Origin of the sequence: Ornithinibacillus bavariensis (assembly GCF_050433565.1) — a bacterium.
In the GTDB taxonomy this organism is placed as follows: domain Bacteria; phylum Bacillota; class Bacilli; order Bacillales; family Amphibacillaceae; genus Ornithinibacillus; species Ornithinibacillus bavariensis.
Genome location: NZ_JBNPWZ010000008.1, coordinates 90,057 through 114,633, shown reverse-complemented (window position 1 = coordinate 114,633; position 24,577 = coordinate 90,057). Strand labels below are relative to the sequence as shown.

The 24,577-nt window shown below is 34.6% G+C and carries 20 protein-coding genes, 2 pseudogenes and 1 riboswitch; of the genes and pseudogenes, 2 read left to right on the top strand and 20 right to left on the bottom strand.

What is annotated here, in order from left to right; genetic code table 11:
- Nucleotides 1-190 precede the first annotated feature (190 nt).
- The 20 genes and pseudogenes from HNR27_RS13935 to HNR27_RS13840 all read right to left on the bottom strand — a co-directional run bounded on the left by HNR27_RS13935 (nucleotide 191) and on the right by HNR27_RS13840 (nucleotide 21,849).
- Nucleotides 191-1,516, bottom strand: coding sequence for a glycoside hydrolase family 18 protein (locus tag HNR27_RS13935; RefSeq protein WP_429340197.1), 1,326 nt, complete (start codon nucleotides 1,514-1,516; stop codon nucleotides 191-193).
- 311 nt (nucleotides 1,517-1,827) lie between these two features.
- Nucleotides 1,828-2,604: pseudogene (locus HNR27_RS13930) on the bottom strand (SDR family NAD(P)-dependent oxidoreductase); the annotation flags it as partial.
- A 501-nt stretch (nucleotides 2,605-3,105) separates the two neighbouring features.
- Nucleotides 3,106-4,311 (bottom strand): M1 aminopeptidase family protein, encoded by a 1,206-nt coding sequence (locus tag HNR27_RS13925; protein WP_429340196.1) that lies wholly within the window; start codon nucleotides 4,309-4,311, stop codon nucleotides 3,106-3,108.
- 549 nt (nucleotides 4,312-4,860) lie between these two features.
- Nucleotides 4,861-4,989: a hypothetical protein gene (locus HNR27_RS13920; protein ID WP_429340200.1), complete on the bottom strand. Its 129-nt coding sequence runs from the start codon at nucleotides 4,987-4,989 to the stop codon at nucleotides 4,861-4,863.
- Nucleotides 4,990-5,651: 662 nt separating this feature from the next.
- On the bottom strand, nucleotides 5,652-6,485 hold the full coding sequence (gene erm / locus HNR27_RS13915; RefSeq protein ID WP_429340195.1) for a 23S ribosomal RNA methyltransferase Erm: 834 nt from the start codon (nucleotides 6,483-6,485) through the stop codon (nucleotides 5,652-5,654).
- A 428-nt stretch (nucleotides 6,486-6,913) separates the two neighbouring features.
- The gene (locus tag HNR27_RS13910) at nucleotides 6,914-7,255 is read right to left on the bottom strand and encodes a hypothetical protein (RefSeq protein WP_212919783.1); all 342 of its coding nucleotides are present in this window, start codon (nucleotides 7,253-7,255) and stop codon (nucleotides 6,914-6,916) included.
- A gap of 234 nt (nucleotides 7,256-7,489) precedes the next feature.
- Nucleotides 7,490-8,950 (bottom strand): Msr family ABC-F type ribosomal protection protein, encoded by a 1,461-nt coding sequence (locus HNR27_RS13905; RefSeq protein WP_429340194.1) that lies wholly within the window; start codon nucleotides 8,948-8,950, stop codon nucleotides 7,490-7,492.
- Nucleotides 8,950-9,843: a putative RNA methyltransferase gene (locus tag HNR27_RS13900; RefSeq protein WP_429340193.1), complete on the bottom strand. Its 894-nt coding sequence runs from the start codon at nucleotides 9,841-9,843 to the stop codon at nucleotides 8,950-8,952. Before HNR27_RS13900 ends, HNR27_RS13905 begins: the two co-directional genes overlap by 1 nt.
- A gap of 598 nt (nucleotides 9,844-10,441) precedes the next feature.
- Nucleotides 10,442-11,815 (bottom strand): serine hydrolase domain-containing protein, encoded by a 1,374-nt coding sequence (locus HNR27_RS13895; protein ID WP_429340192.1) that lies wholly within the window; start codon nucleotides 11,813-11,815, stop codon nucleotides 10,442-10,444.
- Between the two features lie 595 nt (nucleotides 11,816-12,410).
- The gene (locus tag HNR27_RS13890; RefSeq protein ID WP_429340191.1) at nucleotides 12,411-12,683 is read right to left on the bottom strand and encodes a DUF2277 domain-containing protein; all 273 of its coding nucleotides are present in this window, start codon (nucleotides 12,681-12,683) and stop codon (nucleotides 12,411-12,413) included.
- Between the two features lie 90 nt (nucleotides 12,684-12,773).
- Nucleotides 12,774-13,049, bottom strand: a complete 276-nt coding sequence (locus tag HNR27_RS13885) for a GNAT family N-acetyltransferase (RefSeq protein WP_429340190.1) — start codon at nucleotides 13,047-13,049, stop codon at nucleotides 12,774-12,776.
- Entirely contained in the window at nucleotides 13,018-13,491 is a 474-nt protein-coding gene (locus HNR27_RS13880; protein ID WP_429340189.1) for a GNAT family N-acetyltransferase, read from the bottom strand. The genes HNR27_RS13885 and HNR27_RS13880 overlap by 32 nt, the downstream gene beginning before the upstream one ends.
- A gap of 514 nt (nucleotides 13,492-14,005) precedes the next feature.
- Nucleotides 14,006-14,761, bottom strand: coding sequence for an SDR family oxidoreductase (locus HNR27_RS13875; RefSeq protein ID WP_429340188.1), 756 nt, complete (start codon nucleotides 14,759-14,761; stop codon nucleotides 14,006-14,008).
- A 903-nt stretch (nucleotides 14,762-15,664) separates the two neighbouring features.
- Complete coding sequence (locus HNR27_RS13870) at nucleotides 15,665-17,119, bottom strand: NADP-dependent glyceraldehyde-3-phosphate dehydrogenase (protein WP_429340187.1); 1,455 nt, start codon at nucleotides 17,117-17,119, stop codon at nucleotides 15,665-15,667.
- Between the two features lie 291 nt (nucleotides 17,120-17,410).
- Nucleotides 17,411-17,878, bottom strand: coding sequence for a 6,7-dimethyl-8-ribityllumazine synthase (gene ribH, locus HNR27_RS13865; RefSeq protein ID WP_429340199.1), 468 nt, complete (start codon nucleotides 17,876-17,878; stop codon nucleotides 17,411-17,413).
- A gap of 101 nt (nucleotides 17,879-17,979) precedes the next feature.
- Nucleotides 17,980-18,582, bottom strand: a pseudogene (ribB, locus tag HNR27_RS13860) (3,4-dihydroxy-2-butanone-4-phosphate synthase); the annotation flags it as partial.
- A 44-nt stretch (nucleotides 18,583-18,626) separates the two neighbouring features.
- Nucleotides 18,627-19,277 carry a riboflavin synthase gene (gene ribE / locus HNR27_RS13855; protein ID WP_429340186.1) on the bottom strand — a complete coding sequence of 217 codons (651 nt, stop codon included), beginning with the start codon at nucleotides 19,275-19,277 and terminating at the stop codon, nucleotides 18,627-18,629.
- Entirely contained in the window at nucleotides 19,250-19,486 is a 237-nt protein-coding gene (locus HNR27_RS13850) for a hypothetical protein (protein WP_429340185.1), read from the bottom strand. Before HNR27_RS13850 ends, ribE begins: the two co-directional genes overlap by 28 nt.
- Before the next feature lie 664 nt (nucleotides 19,487-20,150).
- Nucleotides 20,151-20,299, bottom strand: a riboswitch (FMN riboswitch).
- A gap of 179 nt (nucleotides 20,300-20,478) precedes the next feature.
- Nucleotides 20,479-21,414: a cation diffusion facilitator family transporter gene (locus tag HNR27_RS13845; protein WP_429340184.1), complete on the bottom strand. Its 936-nt coding sequence runs from the start codon at nucleotides 21,412-21,414 to the stop codon at nucleotides 20,479-20,481.
- Between the two features lie 108 nt (nucleotides 21,415-21,522).
- Entirely contained in the window at nucleotides 21,523-21,849 is a 327-nt protein-coding gene (locus HNR27_RS13840; protein WP_429340183.1) for an ArsR/SmtB family transcription factor, read from the bottom strand.
- 219 nt (nucleotides 21,850-22,068) lie between these two features.
- Between HNR27_RS13840 and HNR27_RS13835 the strand changes: the two genes are divergently transcribed.
- Nucleotides 22,069-22,794, top strand: coding sequence for a ZIP family metal transporter (locus HNR27_RS13835; RefSeq protein ID WP_429340182.1), 726 nt, complete (start codon nucleotides 22,069-22,071; stop codon nucleotides 22,792-22,794).
- Nucleotides 22,795-23,671: 877 nt separating this feature from the next.
- Nucleotides 23,672-24,544: an AraC family transcriptional regulator gene (locus tag HNR27_RS13830; RefSeq protein WP_429340181.1), complete on the top strand. Its 873-nt coding sequence runs from the start codon at nucleotides 23,672-23,674 to the stop codon at nucleotides 24,542-24,544.
- Nucleotides 24,545-24,577: the final 33 nt, after the last annotated feature.

The window sequence follows — 24,577 nt, the reverse complement described above, 5'->3', positions numbered from 1 at the left end:
CCTCTCGTTTTTTAGATTTGGTTTGACGGCCATCTCTATTATACGATTGGAGATTCTTTTGTTACATCCCTAGAAGGTTTATTTTCACACAGGCATAGCCTGTGGTTTTAAAAGCATTAATAAAATAATCCTGTATTTAGTACAGGATTAATCAAGAAGAGGAATCATTCAATCCCTCTACTTTAGAGGCTTATTTAACAATACGAAACTCTTCCAGTAACATTTTTTCCGTTTGTGGCATCGTGAGTCCTAAATGCCAGCATCCCATTCCAGCTAATCCGTATTCCTTTACTAGACGGAATTTAGCGAGAAGACTACGTGGATCTTCAAACCAGACTTCATGTAGTTTACCGTATTTATCTACATATCGAAACCACGGGGCACCCGCATTTTCATCATAATTTATGTTACTTTGATAACCTGTATATAAATCAATTGCATGCTGGGTGGAGTAAGAAGTGCCTGATTTTTCATCCCCTGTGATTGTCCAATCATAAGCATATTGTGGAATACCTAGCATTAGTTTAGATTTCGGAACAACGGATACAGCATAGTTTAATGTTTCTCTTACTTTATCAATCGGAGCAATAGGGCCCGATGGACCACCTGGCCAATGCCAATCATATGTCATTAAAAACATCCTATCCAAATACTTTCCTAACGTCTCATAATCATAAGCGACAGAGTAAGACGGCACCTGGTCTCCTTGTTTTGGGGGAACAGCCATCAGGACTTCCATGCCTGAAGGATGCAGTTTAGCAGCTAGTTCTTTAATAAATAGATTTAGGTTTTCTCGATCTCTCGCTTTAATCTGTTCAAAATCAATGACTACTCCTTTATAATCATGGCTGTCCAGAAGCAAATATATATTATTAATGAATTTTTTTCTTTGACTCGGATTACTTATCAATTTATGTGTTAGTTCGGGATCGAATCCTTTTTCGCTCAGATTGGATAGTGTAGCATATGGGGTCATGTTTTGATTCCAAGCTATTTTATGAGCTTCGTTTTCCGCTATTCCAATAATATTACCTTGATCATCGGAATGATACTCAAATAAGAAAACACTGGTAAGTGTACTTTTATAATTATTAAGCATCCATGCATTTGTATTTTTATCTTTTGGAACAAAGTACGTACCAGTCCAAAGATCCATTTTGGACTGTCTAGGTATTTTTAATTTTTTCCCTGGGATAATGACTCGGCTCTTTAATTTATTGTGGCTCATTAATTTTTCTTCACTAATGGCATGACGGTATGCTATTTCCCAAATACTATCTCCTGGCTGCACTACATAAGTTGAACTAGGAATTAATAGAGACTGGCCAAGTACTAATTGAATATCTTTGGCTATGCCATTTAATTTTGCGAGCTCATCCTTATTAACACGGTATTGCTTAGAAATTTTATATAGACTATCGCCTGGTCTCACTACATGAATCACTTGTGCATGGGAAATCGTTGGAAATAGTAATATAAAACAAAAAATAGTTAGAATTAATATTTTATTATACATCAAGACCCTCCTGCTGATGTTCTTTTGCATAGTATCAACTGAATTCAATCAAAAATCACAGGTTTTAATTTCCATCTATGCATGGAAGGTTACTCTTTCAAAAGTCCTATAATATTTATTCTGTTCCCCCTGTTACTAATTTACTCGCGGTTCCTATATCGAAATCAGTAGGTCTATAGGTCCAATTGTATTAAGGAATTTGATCAAGCTTTAGTCTCGCTTCAACTCCATATTTTTCGATCCTTAACAAAATAAATTTCTCTATGATACTTTAGCATTGGACGATTAGCAGATATACATTTCTTTAGTAATTAAAAAACGCTGCGTACTAATCCCCCATCTATTCGTAATGCGGAGCCATTAATAGCGGATGAAAGAGGACTACTTAAGTATGTTACAAGATAGGCAATTTCTTCTGGCCGAATAAGTCTTTGAATAATGGAGGTTGGTCTATTTTCTTTCATAAATCGCTTTTCAGCCTCTTCCATTGTTAATTTCTCATTTGGATAAAGGCTATTTAACATGGATTCCACTCCTTCTGTTAATGTGGAACCAGGCATAACAGTATTGACAGTCACATTTGTTCCTTTGGTTAACTCCGCTAAACTGCGAGAGAGTGAGAGCTGCATCGTTTTAGTCGCACTATAATGTGCCATTTCTAAAGATGGCATGATTGCTGCCTCGCTAGCGATAAAGATGACTCTGCCTTCTCCTTTTCGAATCATTTGTTTTAGGTACCAGCGAGAAAGACGAACGCCACTCATGATATTGGTCTCAAAAAACTTAAACCAATCTGCGTCTGGAATAGCAAAATATTCAATAGGTTCAAAGATTCCCAAATTGTTTACAAGAATGTCTAATTCAGCGTATTGCTCAATAACCTTTTGGCACCCTTGTTCTGTTCCTAGATCAGCTACTACTGACTGAAGATTAGCATGAGGATATTTTGCTTGGATTTCTATTATTGTTTGATTAATTTTTTCTTCACGACGTCCATTAATAAGTACAGTTGCACCTTCTGCGACTAATGACATAGCGATCGCTTTTCCAATTCCAGATGTTGAGCCGGTAACTAGTGTCGTTTTTCCTTATAAATTCAGATCCATGTATGTTCCTCCCCGATTCTAGCTTTATTCTGTATCCATGAATAAATTACATGAATATTATTAGTAGTATGGATTACTTCTTATACTTTTAACAGAGAAGCTATCTATAGTAAGAACATCTTTTTTGAACATTGTAAAATTCTTATGTCAAAGCATTACTTCCCACTGTTTTTATAAGCCTTCAATGTAATATATTTTGAGTTAATGCAATTTTATATAACTATTTAGTTGTGCAGCTGATATAAAATATGCTCACCTAGTCAACTTATGATTCATTGCTAGTGAGTATATGTCCTAATACTATTCTCCCATTTGATTCATCTTTAAATAGATTTATAATAGTTAAATTAGAGCAACTATCTTCAGCATTACTCTCCTATTTGCCATATAAGAAAACAATAAAAACGTGATACCTTACCTTTTTAAAGGATGGTATCACGTTTTGTTATAATTAATAGAGTTCTTTTTCTAGTTTTTTTTGCTCTATTGCTTATTATTAAAATAATCTACATACCCACTTGACAATTCTTCTAAGGAACCATAGGTTTCTTCCAACGCTTGAATAGCTCGTTCAAACACGATTTTTTCTCGATCTGGATTATCACTATCTACAACTTCGTTTTTCTTCAGGATTTTTGTCATATCTACATATTTTTCAATTCCGTTTGTTTGTATTAAATAATCTGTTATTAAAAAACCCATCCCATAAATATCAACATCATCATCTGTATAATTTAGGTCTTTTAGATTATCTATAGGTTTTATTTCTTCCATATTTTCTAAAATAATTGATTCTCTTTCAGCTATTTTTGATAAATCCAATTGTGGTTTTCCAGAATTATCTTTCGTTACTGCTGTTGAAACAAAAGTCGCAAGACCTTCCTGTAAAAAGGTAGGGGTATTGTCGTTTGCAAGATCTGAAAACATCATGTGCACTATTTCGTGTTTCATCAATGAATACGTTGATTCGGAGTAACTTCCTTGAACCAAAAATTTAAGTGAAATAAATGGAACAGCAACCCCGTATAGATGTGGCCATCCGGTGGAAGCTGAAATTTCTTCAAGCGATGTATAAAGCTTAATATTTAACTCCTCAGGCTCCCACCCAAATGTTTCGGTGTATAAATTAACTAGATCCTTTATATCCGCTAGTATAACTTCTGCGTCATTCTCTATGAAAGGAAGATAGTAGAGATTTATTGGTCCATCTACTATTTTCTTAAAAGCAAGATCATTTACTTTCCACTTTCCATCTATTTTATTAATCGGATATGTAATATGATTACTGATATCTTCATCGTTTAACTTCATATTAATTTTTAACTCTAAGCTTCCGTGATCCAATGATTCCAGGGTTATATTATTAATCCCGACAGAAATCTCCCAGCCTTCATTTTTTCTTTGTATTAATTCCTTCATCCAAACTTCTTGTTCCTTGTAGAATAACTCATTGGATTCATCTTGATAGGACATAAATTTTGTTTTATCATTATTTTCCACCGCTGTTAGCATTTCTTCAAAATAATTGCTAGCATCATTTTGTTCCTTTTCCAATGCTTCTTTGTCTACTTTCTCTACTGCATCTACTTTGTTCCCTGTATCTTTTTCTTTTTCTTTTTCTGTGTTTGGCGAACTGCAGGCTGCTAACAATCCTATGATTACGCAAACTGCTATTGCTCTCTTTAACATATTAATTCCCCCTTTAAGTTCATAATTATACTATTCATACAACTATTTTGTAAATTATAATCAATTCAGGCAGTTGTTAAATATGATGCCAGGATTGTTCTTTTGTTAAGCAAAATTTTTACTAGAGTAGGATCATTATTAATAAAAACACTATTTATAATGAAAAATTTAGCAAAAATAGAATGGAATTTTCATAAATCACCTAGATAAGGAACGTTGTAAAAACGTGTAAAGACATCACATTTGTGTTTTACAAAATGGACACAAATGTGATGTCTTTTAAAATTGCGAATTTCTATTCATGACTGCTCGAATTTCTTTTTATTGTTTTATTTCAACTCATCATTATTCCTTAGTCAAGCAAATGCGGGACCATACAATCCATACTAGTTCGCATTAATAAACTCTATCATTCTGTTACGTAATCATTAAGAATTTCTTTTACAATATTGTGTGATTCACTGCGAGGAATTTGTTAGATTGTTTAGGTTATTAAAGCCTTTCATAAAGCCCAGCATCTTGCTCTATTCCAGGATTCTTCGTCAAATTTCAATACATTCTTATATGACTTTCTGCAACGAGAAACAAAAAAAGTCCAAGCCATTGCAGCACACAAGAAGGATCTCCTACACCCAACATGCCAAAATCAAAAATCGCACACAACTTACCGTTTTTAATTAATATATTTCCGGGTTCTATGTCACCAAGTACCCATAATAGCTTACCCGTCCTATTTTGAAGCTAATGCCAATTCCCATATTTCTTCCATTAATAGTTTATTAAACATAGAATCTATATGATTAATAGCATCCCTAAACTCATCATCGTATACATAAAGCTCCATCTCGATAAAAATTATGTGCGCCAGGTGAGAGACCTACATATACTCTCAATGGATTGTGATTCAACTAAAAATTTCCTAAATCCATTGCAAATTGCTCGGTATCAACTATATTTTGTAAAATTAATGTCTCTCCATCCAACCATTTATTAACAGACCAATGATATGGGTAATCCTCGCTTGGCTCTCCGATGGCTATTGGTTCAGATATTGGTGTAGAAAGATGCTTGGATAAAATGGGTAATCATTTCTGCTCTTTTTTAACTTATGGTGTAAAGGCAAAATTACTTGGTAACCTGATGCTCATACTTTTGCCTAAGTGAAATGTTCTATTATCATTTCAGCTCTGTTTAACCGCTTTGATTTCCAAATTTGCCCATTTTGGAAATTGACTATTAATAAACTTTGAAATTAAATTCACGTCAATTTTTATTATTTATTTTCCCCCTTTCATTTAATAACAAATTTGTAGTTAAAAAAAATTTACAAACTATATCCCTTATTTTCTCGGCCATAAATAAGGTGGCACATATTGGATCATAGTATTGCATATCGTTGACCAATGTTCTTCATTAAGACTATTCACTGTTTGCTCAGGCACAACATTAATTTCGGCCCTAACTTTTTTCGCTTGTGGTGCAGTAAAAATACTTCTTAAGAAATTATTAACTGGCACGGTAGGATATTTCAATCCGTATGCTAATAACGCTTGCAACGTTTTCACATTTTTATAAGAAACTAGTGGCTGCTTCTTTCTCACTATGGAAACCATTGCTGTGTCAACTCTTGGTGGTGGCGAATAATTATCTCTCGAAATTCCTTTTTCGATTCTTATGTCAAACCACATTCTCCAAGCCATCACATACCAATCTTTAACTGATTTGGATGTAAATCGTTTGGCTGCTCCTTTTTCCATAATAATAATCGCACGTTGAAGACTATTTTTCGGATTATTTAGAAGCATCTTCATAATATTTGTTGTAATGGCAAATGGAATATTAGAAACAACTACAAATGGCTCACGAGGTAAACGTACTTTCAATATATCTTTTTGAATCACTTTTGTATTTTGCATCCCCGATGATTCCAATTTATTTATAAATCTTGAATCATACTCAATTGCCCATACTTCTCTCGCTTGCTCATTCAAAACAGCTGTTAATGCTCCTTTACCTGCACCCAGCTCTAATACAAGATCTTTATTGGATATTTTGGCTCTCTTTACAATTTCATTTAATAATTTTTTATTGTGTATGAGATGTTGCCCACTAAAATTAGGTGGCTCTCCATTGCTGATGTTTCTATTTCTATGTTTACTGGTTTTTTTTGTCATTAAATAATCGTTCCCTTCACTTGTTAATAGGCGTTCATTAATTACCAAAAAAAAGACACAGACATAGCGTCTGTGCCTAAAAAGTAAACGGTAGGTACGAAATGATGATACCCACTATATTAACAATAATCAAAGAATGTTGAAACAAACCTTCTATATTATAAAAAGAAGGCAGACTAGGTCTGCCTCACTTCATAAAATATATATACTAATCCGATGAAGGGTATTAAAAATGGGCAGACCACTCCCGTTTACTCTGTATTTGGTAACAGAGCCTTTGAACATATTAAATTACTTGTTCAAAGCACGGAAACGTAGTCTAATTGAAGCTGGCATTTATATAACCCTCCTTATGTAGTAATTTCACTATATCGTAATGCACTAAAAAATGCAATCCTGGATTAATACCTATATAGTTGAAGACTCTATTATTTAGCTAGGCTAATTGATAAGTATCTTGTTGAACAAATCAAGAGTACCCTTATATTATTTTTCTTATAAATAGTTCCAGCGCCTTCACTCCAATCAATCTCCCATCCTTCTTTTTCCAACTCTTTCTGATATCTTTTAGGAATACCATCTTCTTCAGATGCCTTCGACCAACTATATGCTATAAAGTTTTTCTCTTCTTTGATTACTTTGGCACCCTTTGGAATAGGAAAATTACCAAATTCCTCCTCCTGCTCAAAAGAAATATGAGTTAGAATAAAGTAGCCAAATATTAAAGCTATAATGATTCCAAGCAATCTAAGTAATGAGTTCTTATCCAAATTTACACCTCCATTACAAGAAGAAACAACGACTGGTATTATAAAGAGTATATTGATTAGAGTAGGGAGAAAGACTCTAACTTTATGTAAGAAAGGAGACATACATCATGTGTACCACTCCTTCATTTATTAGTAACACCTCCCTTCCCTCATTTCCATGCTAAATATTAGCATGACCAATTTTTTTTGGAGTTCGAAGAAAAGAGTAGACTATACCTGTTCATAGTATTAACATTAGCTTGATAATACTAACTTTTTATCGGATATCACATAAATATAGTCAGCAACTTTATCAAGAAAGCTACGATCATGTGACACTAGGAGAATAGTCCCTTCATACGCTTTAATGAATCGTTCCAGCGCTTCAATACAAAATACATCAAGAAAGTTTGTCGGCTCATCCAAAATAAGAATATTGTATCTTCCTAAAAAAAGCTGACACAATACGAGACGTACTGCTTCTCCACCGCTTAAGTTACGAACATCCTTTTTAAAATCATTTCCTGTAAAACTCATGGAATGCAAGACAGAACGAATCTTACTCTCATCGTAATCACTTTTTTCTTTCATATATTCCAGTACCGTTTCTTCTTTGGTAAACTGATAATCCATTTGTTCATAAATACCAAAAACAGCCTTAGGTGAAATAGTTATCTCCTTCCTTAGTAGGATATAGCGAAGCAACGTAGTTTTACCTGAGCCATTTTTACCTATGATAGCAATGGTCTTGCCTAATGGAAATTGAAAGCTTGATGTATCGAGAAGGGTATTCTCCCCTACCTTTAGCGTTAACCGATCTGCCATGATCGGAAATTTATTGTGTAATTGAAGAGCACTGGACTGCTGAAATCGAATGCGTTTATCTTCTCTAGGTGCCTCTACCACTTCAAGTTGTTCCACTCTTTGTTCGATTGCTTTTGCTGCTCGTTGAACTGCTTTTTGACTTGTATCCTTGGACTTCGTCATGAACATTTTATTTGCCTTTGCTTTTGTTTCTTTTTTGGACATATGACCATTTGCCTGTGTAATTTTTTCTGCCTTCTTCATTTTTTCCTCAGCAGCTTTCGTAAGACGTGATTTCTCTTTAACATACTTTCCATGTAGATCCTGTTGCTGTTTTTTCTGAAGCTCTTTTTGAGCTGCATAATCAGAATAATTACCTGTATATTCGGTTACAATTCCATTCTCTACTTCCCATATCTTCGTCACAAGTTTATCTAATACGTACCTGTCATGACTCACAAGTATGAGAGCACCATAGTAATATGTTAATTCATCGATAAAAAATCGAATACCTTCGTTATCAAGATGGGTTGTTGGTTCATCGATTAAAAATCCTTCATGATAAGTTGAGAATAGTTGGGCTAATTTTAGCCTCGTCTGTTCGCCACCACTAAAATTTCCAATATCCGTTTCTGGGATTGCCAGTTTGCCTTTAAGCTCGTAATCTATTTCAGTTTCTTGAGGCCTTATTAGTTGATCAAAATAGGCAAAGTCTATAAATCGTTTCACTCGCCCTTTATCTGGCTTTAATTGGCCATCCATAAGTTTCAACAAGGTACTTTTACCTGTTCCGTTCTTACCAACAATACCAATTCGGTCAAACTGGTGGACAGAGAGTTGTGGGATAGTTAATACTAATCTACTTAAAAAAGTCACTTCAATATTTTCCATTTCTATACATACATTTTCCATTAGTATCTGTCCCCTTTCGTCTTCTTGTTTATTCCTATTAAAATATCTAGATCCACAGTAACAGCAGAAATACCTTGATTTATGATTCGATTCATATCTCTTTCGCTTATATTCCAAGCTAAGGGAGACATTTGTACTAAATGAATTAGTTCTGTTTGTGTTAACTTCTTGGTATACCTGAGATTAATCACATCTAGTAGATGGAAATGATGGTTAAACAGTGCGACTGTTTTATCATTTTTATAAGACTTTTTGTCTGTATTATCGAATAATGCTTCTCTTAATTCTTTTAGATAATGAGAACGAGGAACAATCTTAAGAACGATACCATCTGAAACTAAAATCCTTTGGAATTCCTTATAATTTGCAGGAGATAGGATATTTAAAATAACATGACACGATTGGTCAGCTAAAGGTGAGTTTGCTAAATCACCAACAAGCCATATGGATTCTTTATAATTACTTGCTGCCATTTTTATACCATCTTTTGAAATATCTAATCCAATTCCTGTAACGGCTAGATTTTCAGCATTATCTATTATTTTTTGTAAATGTGAACCCTCACCACAGCCCGCATCAAAAAGCATGATTTCACTCATTGAGTCTTCTAAATATTCATTAATAATTTCTAGTATTTTCTCGTGAAGGAGAGAAAATAAATCACTTTCCTTAATTACACTTTTTCTTGCTTTAAATAATTCTTTGTCATAATGGCTATTTACAGAACGAGTCAACAAGTTTATATAGCCCTGTTTCGCTAGATCAAACGTATGTTCATTTAAACAAACGAGACTCTTTAAATCCATAACCTCCATTGGCCTGTTACAAATTGAACAACGTAATACATGAACAAATTTACTAACCATTTCAGCACTTTTTACTTTATTGGTCATAGCTAATCTCCTTTTCAAATAAAAAAATCACAAGCATCTGCTTGTGACCTGAGAGTAAAGGGAAAGAACCCCATCCTTATTCTGTTAGAAGGTTTTTAAAAGAAGGCAGCAATATACCTACCTTCGAAAGACCTTAGAATTAATTTAGACAAAAATAAAGAAAGGCAGAAAAGCTGCCTTTCACTACATTACATATTCTCCACATATATACTTAGCTAATCCGGACCCACTTTAAAGGATAATTAAGTATGGTAACAAATTGCCTGAATATGGTGAAGAACTATTTCACATATATGAAATGAAGATTATTAAAAAAGGACAGACTAATCCCGTTTACTCTGCATACCCAAGCAGAGCCTTTGACCGTATTCAATTACTGGTTCAAAGTCGGGAATCGTAGTCTTCCTGCACACATCATTTTTTAATAATCCTCCTTAACATTTATAAATTCATTATTTATTATATATTGTCATTTCGCCATAGTCAAAGGGTAATAGCGTTTTATATGACAGTATAGTGAAATAGAATATAATTTATTATTCCTTATGTATTTAACTTTACTAACTATGAAGTTCGTAAACACTACAAAAGTATGTTACTAAATTTTTTTACCTATTTTTCGATAATAAATTCTCGAGATTATGAGAACTAATCCAATAACGAAAACAATAGCCAATAATATCATAGCAGCTGGCCAAAGTCCAAATGCATCTACTATCGTTGAACTATTATCCTCCAGTGATGGAACAATGAAGAATAACCATCCGATTCCAACAACAGGCACAAGCTGTGGGATTAGACGTAAATAAAACCTCCAAGGAGGATTTTGCTTCCGTTTATCCGACCAAATTTTACTACGCAGTATCCCTCTAATTCCTAATATCAAGTAAATCACTGTGATAACTCCAAGGGATAAATCGATTAGTTTAGATACTGGTGCTTTTAATTCAGGTTCTTGTCCCTCGGTTAATTGGATAATACCCGAACTAATCTCATAAGCATGCTCAAATGTAGGGGTAAAACTATTTAGCATGACTGCAACGGCATAGCCACTACTTGGTATGATGTCTTGTTGCGTTTGATACGTCGTTTCCACTCCGCTATGTGAAATGCGTGCTGGCTTTACATCAGGTGAACTTAGCTCCCAACCTAGCCCGTATTTATTGGTTACTGGCTGCGGCGAATAGGATTCTTTCAATAATTTTGTTGATAGTAATTGCTCTCCTGTTCTAGACTTCCCTTGGTTCGTTTGCATGGATAGCCATTTCCCCATATCTGATGCTGTTGAAATAATACTTCCAGCCCCCATATTCATCGCTTCAAGCTCTGTCCAGGGTACTGCAATTCCATATGCAGTCACATATCCCTTAGGTAGTCCTTGTACAAAGTCTCTAGAATTACCAGTAGTGAGTGAATCATTCATTCCTAATGGTGAGAATACCTTTTGTTCTAAGTATTGAGAGAATTCTATTCCACTTACTTCCTCAACCAAAAGTGCTAAGACCCAATAATTCCCATTACTATAATAATATTTCTCTCCTGGGTTTGCGTGTAACTGCCAATCATTCAAACGTTCCACACCCTCCTTTAAGTTACTTGCTGGTGGAACAATAACTGGGTTTGGAAGTCCTGATGTGTGGCTTAATAGTTGACGTATTGTAACCTTATTCCATCTTGAATCGTCGATTTTTACCTCAGGCAAATAATTAATTACTGGTTCATCCAGTTGGATTTTTCCTTCATCAACAAGTTGTAAAACAGCAAATGCAGTAAATGATTTAGATGCGGAACCGATTCTCATTAACGACTTTTCTGTAATTGGTTTTCCTTCAGAATCGTGACCATATCCTTTCTCATATACTAATTTACCGTCCTTTACAACTACAATGGATGCGCCAGGTAGTCCATTGCGTTCGAGATAATTATTAATAAATACATCAATATTCTTCCGTATTAAGAGGACTAGCAGCATGAGCTGATAGAGGAAGATTCCACATTTGCAAAAAAATAATTGTTATAAGAAGAATAATACTTCGCTGTTTTTTACGCATACCCTATACTCCATTCTTTATTCAATATTTTTAGTTCCACCTATTTACATTCACACATAATTGGTAATTCCCAATTTTTTAGATGACTCGAATTCTTTCCATTAATTTACTTCCTTTAGAGAGAATTCAATGACTAGACAACTTGTTCAAATCGCTGCCTTCTCATTGCCTGACAAAGAAGCTGACTGGAGGGTTTGATAATAAAAGAATGGTCCATATTTCATTTTGAGTATTATTTCAAGTATGAAACACTGTTACAACGCATTAATTAATTATCCATATTATAACAAATGATATTGCTGAATTATTCGGAATATAAAAAAGGCTATCGAGATTTTCTCGACAGCCTAAGAAGCCAGTTATGGCTTAGAGTTACTTTCAATATACCGCATCATTACATTATAACGCAAGTACGCTTGCATCATTCTATTTCAAGTAAATACTCCAAATCCCACTAATGTGTTTAAAAATATCTCGTATTTCAATTTATTTATAATCAATTTTATTTAGCTGTAATTAGTTCGTTCCAAATCTTTTAGCTGCTCTAATACGTGCACGCTCAGCTTCTACCTCTCGATTACGAGGTTCTGCACTAGTCTCTAATGTATTCAATAAATTCCTAGTAACATTAGCTATTTCATTAATTGCCTGATTAAATGCTTCTTCGTTAATTTTTGAGGGTTTGTTAAAACCTGTAATCTTTCTTATATATTGAAGAGATGCCGCATGTACCTCCTCATTGGTAGCTGGTGGATCGAAATTATATAACGTTCTAATATTTCTACACATAAGATACTCCTTTTTAATTAATTTTGTTCTTAAGAACTTATATTTTTATACATCTCGATAACCCATTTTTATAGATTAAGGATACCCCATTTAAGTAGTTGCAAGTTCGCTCTTAACTGCACCTTCCCTCACAGCATCCATAAGTATTTTTCCACAAAGTGCTTTGGCCATTCCCTTACCTCTATGGGTATTTGAAGTAAATTCATCACTCAAAAAACATACCTTTTTATCTAATATTAAATTGCGTCCATATGATACAGGCTGCCCATTTTCCTCACCAACGTAAAAAAATAGGTTTGGATTATCTAATTTATTAAAATAAATATAATAAGATTTAAATAAGTTTTTCCATAATATATTCATCATATGGGAGGTTATTAAGTATCCGCTCTCCAACGATTCTATATCCCTTCCCCTCATACATTTTCGGTAAGTATGGGTGAGTTTGGGTGACGGTTAGCCTTATCTTAGTTTCATCTTTCTTAGATAGCATCGATTCTGTATACTCCATTAATTTCGTAGCAAGCCCTTTCCCTTTATGTGTTGATTTTACAGCTAATCTACTTAATACATAACACTGCCAATCTTTACTATATTTTAGCCTCACAGTTGCTACTATGTTATTTGTAGTGTTTTCTTTTACTTTCAATATAATAGTATTCTGTAGCCAGTCCTGTACTTCATCAATCTTTACCTTAGAAGCGCTCGCAGGAAGCCCTAATTTTTCATTTTCAGAGTATGCATCATGATATATTTCTACTAATGACTCTGCATCAATATTTTCTGCCTTCTCTATAACTATTGTCAAAGACCTCTCCCCTTTATCTACTATTTCGAAAAAATTATCATTTACTTTAACCCTTGTTCTACAATTGTGCCCTTACTTAGATAACTTATTTTAACTTTAACATTAATTCCCACCTGGTTCACGCGAATATACCCTTCCACGAAGTATTATTAATACTAAAAATTTGGGAAGTGAGTAATTAGTTGTCGTAAAGGGTAAGGAGGCAGTAAGTACATTGATGGGATTTATACACAAATATCATAAAACTCTCATCCTTATCTGTTTACACAATGCAGCTGTTAAATCACGGTGCTCCACTAGAAGCCGTTCAGATCACTACAAAGTGAAACTCCAATAATTTATGCACAAGCAAGTGGTAGTCTATGGTCTATGACAAGAGTTTTTTTAAGTTTTTAAAATATTAAGGAGCAGCGCCAATTATACCAGCGTTTCTCTTATAAGGTATTGCGACCTTTAGTGGGACAAATAAGCTGTCTCCATTGACACAGCATCGGTTCATCTTCTATATATCTTTTTACCTCCGCATAAAACCACCTTCGGAATGAATAATTTGCCCAGTTATCCACTCAGCTTCTTCACTTGCCAGAAAAGCAATAATCCGCGCAACGTCATTTGGAGTTCCAATACGCCCCATTGGAAATTTTGGTAGAAGAAACTCTCTTATTTCATCTGTCATCCATGTTGAGTCTGTTGGACCCGGATTTACTGCATTAACTGTTATTCCCAACGGAGCAAGTTCTTGTGATAACGACCTAGTAAAAGCAGAAATAGCCCCTTTAGTAGCTACATAGGCTAACTCTCCAGGCATAGGAGCTAAATCCTGTCCAGAAGTCATATTTATTATTCGACCTGAGCTTAGAGAAGTTTGTTCAAAACGACGTGCAAACTCTACACATAGTAGAAAATTTGACCTCATATTAACTGCATAATGCTCATCAAGTGTTCTTGCATCTAATTTCAAATAACCATCGCTTGTTGAATAGGCAGCATTATTAATCAAAATGGATGGGAAATCAAGTTCATCGGTAATGGTATCAAGTATTGTTAATGCAGCATTAGCATCTGATAAATTAATATTCATTTCCTTACAATTAACCCCTAGTTCTACAATTTCTTGTTGGAAATCCTTTACCCAACCAGCATCAGAATTCCAGTGAGTAAAAAAAATATTAATTGCTTGAGAGGCTAATTTGCGACAAATAGCGGAACCTATATCTCTTTCACTGCTTGCTCCTGTAATTAGTGCTGTTTTATTTTGAAAATGACTCATATTATTTCCCCCATTTTTAGGGACTATATGGTAAATGAGATGTATTTTCTCATATAAACAAAAGCAAATCCCAATAAATGCATCTGCCAAGTCGATAGATATTTAGACTTCATACCACACATCCCATGAGTGTTTACAATTTAAATAAATAGACACACCGTAACTGTAACGGTATATTAAGTTATCTATTTGTTTGTAATAACTGTCTTAAAATCTTCAATTATATTCCGATGTTTCACAGGTACTAGATGCCCCCACTCGTTGTACAGCTGCTCCTTTGAAAGTACCTTCCAAGGATTAAACATCGTTTGTCCATCCTTATTAAAATATTATTCTTCATCAATATGATATGCTGCATGTTGAGTAACACCTCTTTCATCTTTCCAAATTACAATATCCCTGGTTGAGTTTCTTCACCCAAGTACTCTTTATAGTTATACTGAACTAACTTTTCAATAAATGTTTGCTGATGAATCCATTCATAGATAATCCAGTTTTGTTGCCCTTTTGAAATTGCAAACAAAACTGCTGCATTGTACGAATATTTAAATAAATACACAACATCTTAGATTATGATAACATATTAATAACTGATTAAAGTTAATATTTGGTAATACCATTAAACTTCTATTTCAGTTAGAATGTGATTAGGTAAATAAAAGCCCTTGCGATTTAATAAATAAATTCGCAAGGGCTATAAGGTTTCTTTATGAAATCTTTCGTTAGGTCTATACTCGAACAATATTTAATTGATGTATCTATGGAACATGAATGGTGTTTTCTATTTCAAATATCCAGAATTATACAATCGCATGATAGAAGATTGTTCTTCTTTCTATTCAACACACTTGAAAACTTGTCATAGTTTCCAATTAAAAAAATCAGGGAATGATCCCTGATTTTTTATTCTTCTACGATATTTAGCACGGTTACTTTTTCGTGTGTCATTGACTCTAGACTTTTACGAATACCTTGTGCTCCCATACCCGATCCTTTTACACCGATGAATGGGAAATGGTCTGGTCCACGCTCTGTACGACCATTGATTTGAACAGATCCTGCTTCAATACGTTTGGCGATGGCAAATGCTCGATTGATATCTTTAGTAAAGATACTTGCTTGTAAGCCAAATTCTGATTCATTTGCGATGCGGATCGCTTCTTCATCAGAAGTAACTCGTATAATTGGAAGAATTGGGCCAAATGGTTCTTCCCAGGCAACCTGCATTTCACCAGTTACATGATCAAGAAGTGTTGGATAGATTAAGTTACCCTCTCTGCGATTACCTGTTACTACTGTTGCCCCTTTTTCTATAGCATCATCTAGTAAACCTTGGACAAAATCCGCTGATTTATTATTAATTAATGGGACAATAACACTATTTTCTTCAGGTGAGCCCACAGATAACGTTTCAATTTGTTCTTTTAACAAGGAAACAAGCTCATCAGCTACACTTTCATGAACTAATACACGTTTAATTGCTGTGCAACGCTGACCAGAGTAGGAAAAAGCTCCACTAATAATATGCTTTGCAGCTTCCTGCAAATCGGCATCATCCCTTACAATACCGGGGTCTTTTCCGCCAAGTTCAAGAACTAAAGGAACCATAGTAGCTTTTTTCGCAAGATGTACACCGGTTTTGGTACCCCCTGTAAAAGAAATCATGTTTATCCCTTTATGTTCCACTAAATAATCTCCAATTACAGATCCACGTCCAGTAACTAGTCCTAATAAACCTTTTGGTAGTCCAGCTTTATCTAGTGCTTCTATCATCTTGATCCCGCTTATTGCTCCCTGTGTAGCTGGTTTAAAGACAACAGCGTTACCTGCCATTAATGCAGGTGCTAGTTTAGCAGCTGATAAGTTTACAGGATAATTAAACGGAGAAATTGCTAGAACAACACCACGGGGCACACGGTTAATTATCGCAATTTTTGACTTAGAGCCACCTGGAAAACTGTCACCCATCATACTTTCCCCATGCATATGAAGTGCTTCCTCAACTGTGTAACGGATGAAATCAGCTGTACGTACTACCTCTTTCTTTGCGTCGTTCGCACCTTTACCTACTTCTTTCATAATAGTATCTGCAATTTCATCTTGCATATTGATTAGCTCATTTGCCCACTTATATAAGTACTTCGCACGGTCTTGTAGTGAAACCTCTGCCCATTTTTTTTGAGCAGCATGAGCTGAACGAATTACTTCGTCTACCTCGTCTTGCGATATCGATTGAATTTTACCTAAGGTTTCTGTAAGATACGGGGACTCTATATCAATAGTCTGTCCAGAACTACTTTCTCTCCACTCGCCATTTATATAAAATTTATATGTTGTTAGTTTCGTCTTTGATGTCATAATTATCTCCTATCTTTATTTAATGTATCTAAATTGTGCATAAGGAAAAGACAGTTTGAAAGGAATGTCTATTATTATATATAGAGTACCGTGTTTATACTAAATAATATGCTCACATTCAACTATATTATATGAACAAATTTTGAAGTTAAGAAAGGCTGCATAGCTCTACACCATATGCAGCCCCCGATAGATTAATTCTTGTCTACTAGTTTCAGGAATGGTTTTTTAATTGTATGTTGAAGCATCTTCGATCAACACCCCTGGTAGTTCACAGAAAATATAGTAACCTTAGTTGAAGCTTTTATATAGATTACCCATTTCTATTGCTCCAACAGCTGCTTCGTAGCCTTTATTTCCTGCTTTTGTACCTGCACGTTCTATAGCTTGTTCGATTGACTCTGTTGTCAGTACACCAAACATAATGGGGACTCCACTTTGTATAGCTATATTTGCTATCCCTTTCGCTACCTCGCTGTTAACATATTCAAAATGTGGCGTGGCACCTCTTATCACTGTTCCTAACGTTATAATCGCGTCAAAACTACCGTTGTCAGCTAATTTCTTTGCTGCAAGTGGGATTTCAAAGGCACCTGGTACCCATACAATTGTCACATCATCCTCATGAACACCATGTCTCTTTAGTGCATCTTTTGCTCCAACCAATAATTTGCTCGTAATAAACTCATTGAATCGTGAAACCACAATTCCTATTTTTAGACCTGTACCTACTAAGTTTCCTTCAAATACATTTTCCATCATACTATTTCACTCCATTAGAAAATTATTTAACGTCCTAATTGTTCTATTAAACCTAACAACTCTTATCAATCCCCTTATTCGGTAGGAGATTGATATTAGTCCTGCTTGAGTCGATACTCAATCAAGGCTTTGATTGTAATCATTTTTAAATCAAACTTATTTGCAACTTCTTTTAAATCTTCAACTCGTGCCATTGTTCCATCATCATTCATGATCTCACAAATTACACCTACTGGATGTGAATGAGCTAATTTAGCTAAATCAATTGCAGCTTCTGTATGACCAGCACGTTCTAATACTCCACCTGCCTTAGACACAATAGGGAAAATATGTCCAGGCCGTCTAAAATCACTAGGAAGCGTTTTTTCATCAAGTAATTTTTGTACTGTTAAAGCTCTTTCGAATGCACTTATTCCTGTTGTGGAATCAATATGATCAATGCTAACCGTAAAGGCTGTTTCATGACTTTCTGTGTTAACTTCTACCATTGGCTCAAGTTCAAATCTGTCTGCAATCGACTCAGAAATCGGAACACATATGAGTCCTCTCCCCTCTTTTGCCATAAAGTTAATCATCTCTGGTGTCGCAAACTCACCCAGTCCTATAAAATCGCCTTCGTTTTCACGGTCTTCATCATCACAAACAATAATAACCTTTCCTGCCGTTAAATCTTCTAATGCATCCTCTATTTTATGGAACATAAATCTATTACTCCTTCCTAGTTTTAAACAGAAGAATCTCTCATTTACATGAACCCGGTATCTTTGAGAAAATCAACGGAAACACTATTTTTATGATTGCGTGGTTCTTTCTTTTCAAAAAAGGAATGTACATACTTACCGATCATATCGAATTCAATATTAACCTTGTCCCCAACCTTTTTCATACCAAGGATACTTTCCTTAGCGGTATGAGGAATGATGGATACGGTTAACTCATTACTGGATGTCCTAAATATAGTTAAGGAAGTACCATCTAGTGCTATAGAGCCTTTATACAAGGATAGATGGTTGTATTGATTGGGATATCGAATATCAATATATATTGCATTTTCTCTTGGTTTTCTCTTTACAATTTCTCCTACTGTATCAATATGCCCCGTAACAAAGTGACCTCCAAAACGTCCATTGGAGCTAATGGCCCGTTCTAGATTTACTAGTGAACCTAGCTTTAGGATAGATAGAGAAGTGCTTTGAAACGTTTCTGGCATCACATCCAAAAGAAATGAATCTTGGTTAAATTCTGTTACAGTCAAGCAAACACCATTCACGGAGATACTATCTCCAAGCTGTATCCCTTCTAAGACCTTCTTTGCCTTTATATTTATGACGAGTGTGTTTCCTTGGGGGATTATCCTTTGAACGGTTCCTAATTCTTCAATAATTCCGGTAAACATTTTTCGCTTCCCTCCCGTATTAGTACTTTTGCAGTAGTATTGATATCTCGAGCTAGCTGTTTAGTTCTTAATAGGTGTAGTTGTTCTCCTAAATTTACTGGCTTCGGATCAGCTGCTCTGTCAAAGTGAAAAATATCTCTTCCACTAATAACTTTTGGAGCATACGAAACTAGTTGGTGAAAATCATTTTCATTGATGAAATAAACCATCACTCACTGATCCAGCCTCTACAATAAAGGTATAAATTTTCTAATTTTAACTTCCTGGAGTATAGATATAACACTTTCTTGAAAAATAGTTGCACCAATCCTTTCAAATTATTTCCTCCTTTTGAAAAATTATTGTGCTCGTAACGCGATCTTGAGCTACATTTACAGACATTGGAAATTCTTATTTCCGAGTCCAAACTAATTCGAATCGGATTTTTTCCACCTTGGGGTCTTCGGTGGTTAAACGAAGGGGTTCTTGAAAGATAGTGTTATTTCCTACTAGTACTACTAGTAATCCATCTTGTTTATGACCAAGATGATAAAGAGTTTTTTATGTCTAATGAGAGGTACTCCATTTATTATCTTCTAGCTATTGCTATAGTTTTCGATTCATGAAATACTTTCTTTAAATATTAAATGGATTGCTTATTTAGATATAGTGAATAAACAATCTTATTGAATTACAAAGCTTCTCGTATACTCAACCTCAAAATGGCCATAAGCATCTCAATATCGTTGCCTGAAGCAAGAAAATTCCCTCTAAAACCGCTATGAATAACAGCTAAAGAATCTCCAAACAAACAAATCTCCCTTACCTATATTGGTAAGGGAGAAAAAAGAGCATAACTAACAAACGTCAAAAAACAGTATTATTGACAAATTGTTCTTCCTTCTCCCATCCAGACTTTAACTGTCGGCTTTGGAATTTCACCAAATCCACCGTTTTCATATTAACTATGAATCCGGGTCACGGACTTAGAGGCATGCCTCATCACCGCCGGTTGGGAATTGCACCCGACCCCGAAGGAAATCCTATTGAATTAAAGAAATAATAACAAAATCGAATTAGATATACAAGGATTAAGCTGTGTTTCAAATAAAATATAGACATCTCCCTTCCATTATTAGTTGCGTAAAATAATGGAAGGGAGATGTCTTTTTTACTTCTTCGATTTAATTAAATACTTAGTATTATAAATCTATTCACCACTCTAATGCCTATGGTCATGCTCATGATTATGACACATTAATGAATCCTCATGCGGATGGTCATTATTTTCCATTTGAATGGTCACATGGCCTATTCCTTTGTGCTCTAATTCATGCTCTATTTTTCGTAATATTGTTTGTGTTTCATAAACAGATAAATTCTCATCCACTACCGCATGGCATGAAAGTGCATTTTGTCCACTGGTAATACTCCAAACATGTAAGTCATGAATACTTAATACACCTGGTACATTTTCCATCGTCCTAATAATAGAATCCAATTCTATATTTCTTGGGGTACCCTCCATTAAAATGTGAACAGCATCTTTAGTAACGCGCCATCCACTTATTAATACAAGAATTGCTACAAGAACACTCGCTAGCGGATCTGCCCAAGCCCATCCAAAAAATATGATTAACAATGCTGCAACTATTGCTCCAACTGAGCCAAGTAAGTCGCCTAGTACATGAAGAAATGCAGCACGCAAGTTCAAATTCTCTTCTGTATCTCCGTTTCTCATTAGAATCCATGCTACAAATACATTTACTAATAAACCGATAATAGCAATTATTAGCATTCCAGTTGAGGCAACTTCAGGAGGCTCTGTAAAGCGGTGATACGCCTCGTAGAAAATATAGATTGATATTAATACGAGTGTTACACCATTAAATACTGCAGCCAATATTTCAAAACGTTTATATCCATATGTTTTACTATAGTTAGCCACTTTTTCTCCAAGTGTAAAGGCTAATAAACCAACCCCAAGTGCAATAGAGTCACTTAACATATGTCCTGCATCAGATATTAACGCAAGACTATTCGTAATGAATCCGCCTATTGCCTCGATTATCATATATGCAGTAATGATAATAAAACTTAGCAACAGTGCTTTTTTATTTGCTCCATGTGTATGGTTATGTCCATGATCGTGTCCCATTATATAACCTCCAATAGTTAAAATGATAAAATTAATATATGAACATATAACAATATATAAAACAAAGATTATTATTACATGAACCTATTCTATTCATTTTCAGCAAAACTAATTATGACAAGCGTGTTCTATTGTTTGTCTTAGTACATTCATAACATGTTCATCATCGTGTGAATAATATAAAGTTGTGCCCTCTCTACGATATTTCACCAACCGTAAATTTTTCAGAAATCGTAACTGATGAGATACAGTTGATTGTTGTAAGTGTAAAGTTTCTGCAATTGCATTGACAGAATATTCATTATGAAACAGTAGGTTAAGAATTCGAATTCTTGTAGGATCACCTAGTGCTTTAAATGTTTGTGAAACAACAAATAATGTTTCTTCGTCTAAGTCTTTATTATTTACTCCGAAATTCTCTAAGTTCTTTTCCATATATTTTCGCTCCCTTCTTTTCAAATCCAAAATATAAATTGGTCTTTAATAAGAACAATAATAATAAGCATATCGTTTTATTAATATGTATATATTAGTATATGTTCATATTTTATTATGTTTCTTATAATTTGTCAAACAACCTTTTAAATAATCCGTATATTCAGCTGGATTTAATAATATAAAAATTAAAGACAATCTATTTTTAGGAGCGATATTATGGCTACTACATGGTTTATTGGTGCATTCGCTTCTGCTATTGGCATTGGTGCTGGTGGTGGGCTAGCTTGGATGTTAAAAGGTGTCGAACGCGGATTTGGCTTTATTTATTCATTGTGTACTGGACTCATATTAGGGATCTTGTTGCTTGAAATGATTCCAGAAAGCATTGAACTCGGGGGATGGGTTAACCTTGCTATTGGAATTACGATAGGCATAATACTTTTACAATACATTCATCAATTCATGGATAAAATTATTATTATTACGGATAGTCACCAAAAGGATATTTTTGTTCGTTCCGGTGTACTTTTAACTTTAAGCATTGCCTTTCACAATTTTCCTGTAGGTGTAGCGCTTGGTTCAACAATGGGTACAGATTTTGGTAGTCTAATGCTTACAACGCTTATTTTACATAACATACCAGAAGGAATAATTGTTTTTACTCCATTATTTCTTGCAGGATTTGGTATTATTACTTTTGCTTTAGTTATACTTATTATTTCGTTCCCGATTGCTTTAGGTTCATTCCTAGGACAATTTATTGATGGAAGTATATCTACATTACTTGCTTCTATGATAAACTTGGCCATTTCAATCATTTTTATGGTCGCAATAAAGGAGATTTTCAGAGAAGCAATCAGAAATTCAACAATATTATACTCCTCCATTGTGGGTTTTTTGGGATTTGTGATTATTTATGTATACTTGAAATTGTCAATCTAGTCGTACTATGAATGTTTTCAACGCGTACTTCCTCCAAGATATTACAGATATAAAAAGATTTGTAAATAAAAAGTCTCCCCACTTCGTAGTAATACCAATGGATAATATACAATCTCTAAATATTGATTATCGTAAAGCTTCTATCTCTGGTTTCGTAAACATCTATTAACTTTTAATATAGATGAACATGAACAGTTTTAATTATAATTTGCTCTTCTACTTACCTAATGAATCTAATATGAGTTTGTAGCTGGAGTATTCTCTTCCTTTTTCGTCCAAACCGTTTTCTGTTTTTCTAAAGCCTAAACTTTCAAACATTTTTCTCGATGCAACATATAAGAATATATCTTATGTACATTAATTTGCTTCCTGTTTAGTTCTTTTGCTCTTTTTATTAGAAGGTTAATTACAAGTTTACCTACACCTTTCCCTCTAAATTCTTTGTGACCGATTACGACTGGAATCATTTCATTAGATAATGTCGCATACCTATTGGAATCCATTGATCACTTATTCTTATTTCGATTATATAGACTTCACCATTTTTTGTTAGGTAATTATACATTCTTTCAATAGTTGTTATGTCGTAGGGTAAGGTACCTTCTCCTTCAGAATAGTATAGTACTTCTTTGTCCTGGTACCATGGCAGAGCAATGGATAAATCCTCTGTCAACTGTATTGGTCGTAACTGCAACTAAAACGAAATCCGTATGGTATTATTTCAATAAAACTGTTTCTGATTATAACATATTCCATAAAACGACTATATTTAGATATAACATGCTATATTGCTTATGAGCAACCCTACTTAATTGTGCACCAAAAGTCGGATAGATACATTCATTTCCTGCTATTCTTTTGGTAAGGAGGTCATACAATGGATTTGCTTAAAAACATGAATGGCGCATTAGAGTTTATCGAAGAAAATCTTACGAATGAAATTGACTTTAAAGAGATATCAAGGCGAGCTTTCTGCTCCGAATATCATTTTAAAAGGATGTTTTCCTTCCTTGCTGGTATTTCATTATCGGAATACATCCGTCGCAGACGGCTTACGCTTGCAGCATTTGATCTGAAGGATACCAGTGTAAGGGTCATTGACATTGCAATTAAATACGGTTACAGCTCACCTGACTCTTTTGCACGAGCTTTTCAAAACCTGCATGGGATATTGCCATCCGAAGCAAGAGATCATGGTCATTCTCTGAAAGCATACCCACCAATGACTTTCCAATTATCAATTAAAGGAGGAAGTGAAATGAATTATCGAATTGAAGAAAAAGAGGCATTTCGCATTGTCGGTATGAAGAAAAGAGTCCCTATCATTTTCAATGGAGTTAATCCGGAAATTGCTGCTATGTGGAAAGAATTAGATGGAGAAATGATAAATAAGCTAAAGGAGCTATCTAATGTTGAGCCTAAGGGACTTCTTAGTGCATCCACGAATTTTTCAGAAGGCAGAATGGAGGAAAATGGGGAGCTTGATCATTATATAGGTGTAGCAACAACTAAAGCGTGTCCTAATAACCTAGCACTCCTTGAAGTCCCTGCTTCATCATGGGCTGTATTTGAAGCGATCGGTCCATTTCCAGATACGCTTCAAGACGTATGGGGGCGGATTTATTCTGAATGGTTTCCATCCTCAAATTATGAGCAAATAGAAGGTCCAGAAATCCTGTGGAATGAGAATAAAGATATTACCTCCCCAACGTTCAAGAGTGAAATATGGATACCGATTTTAAAAAAGTAATGATAATAGATTCAAAAAACAATTCAATTTCAA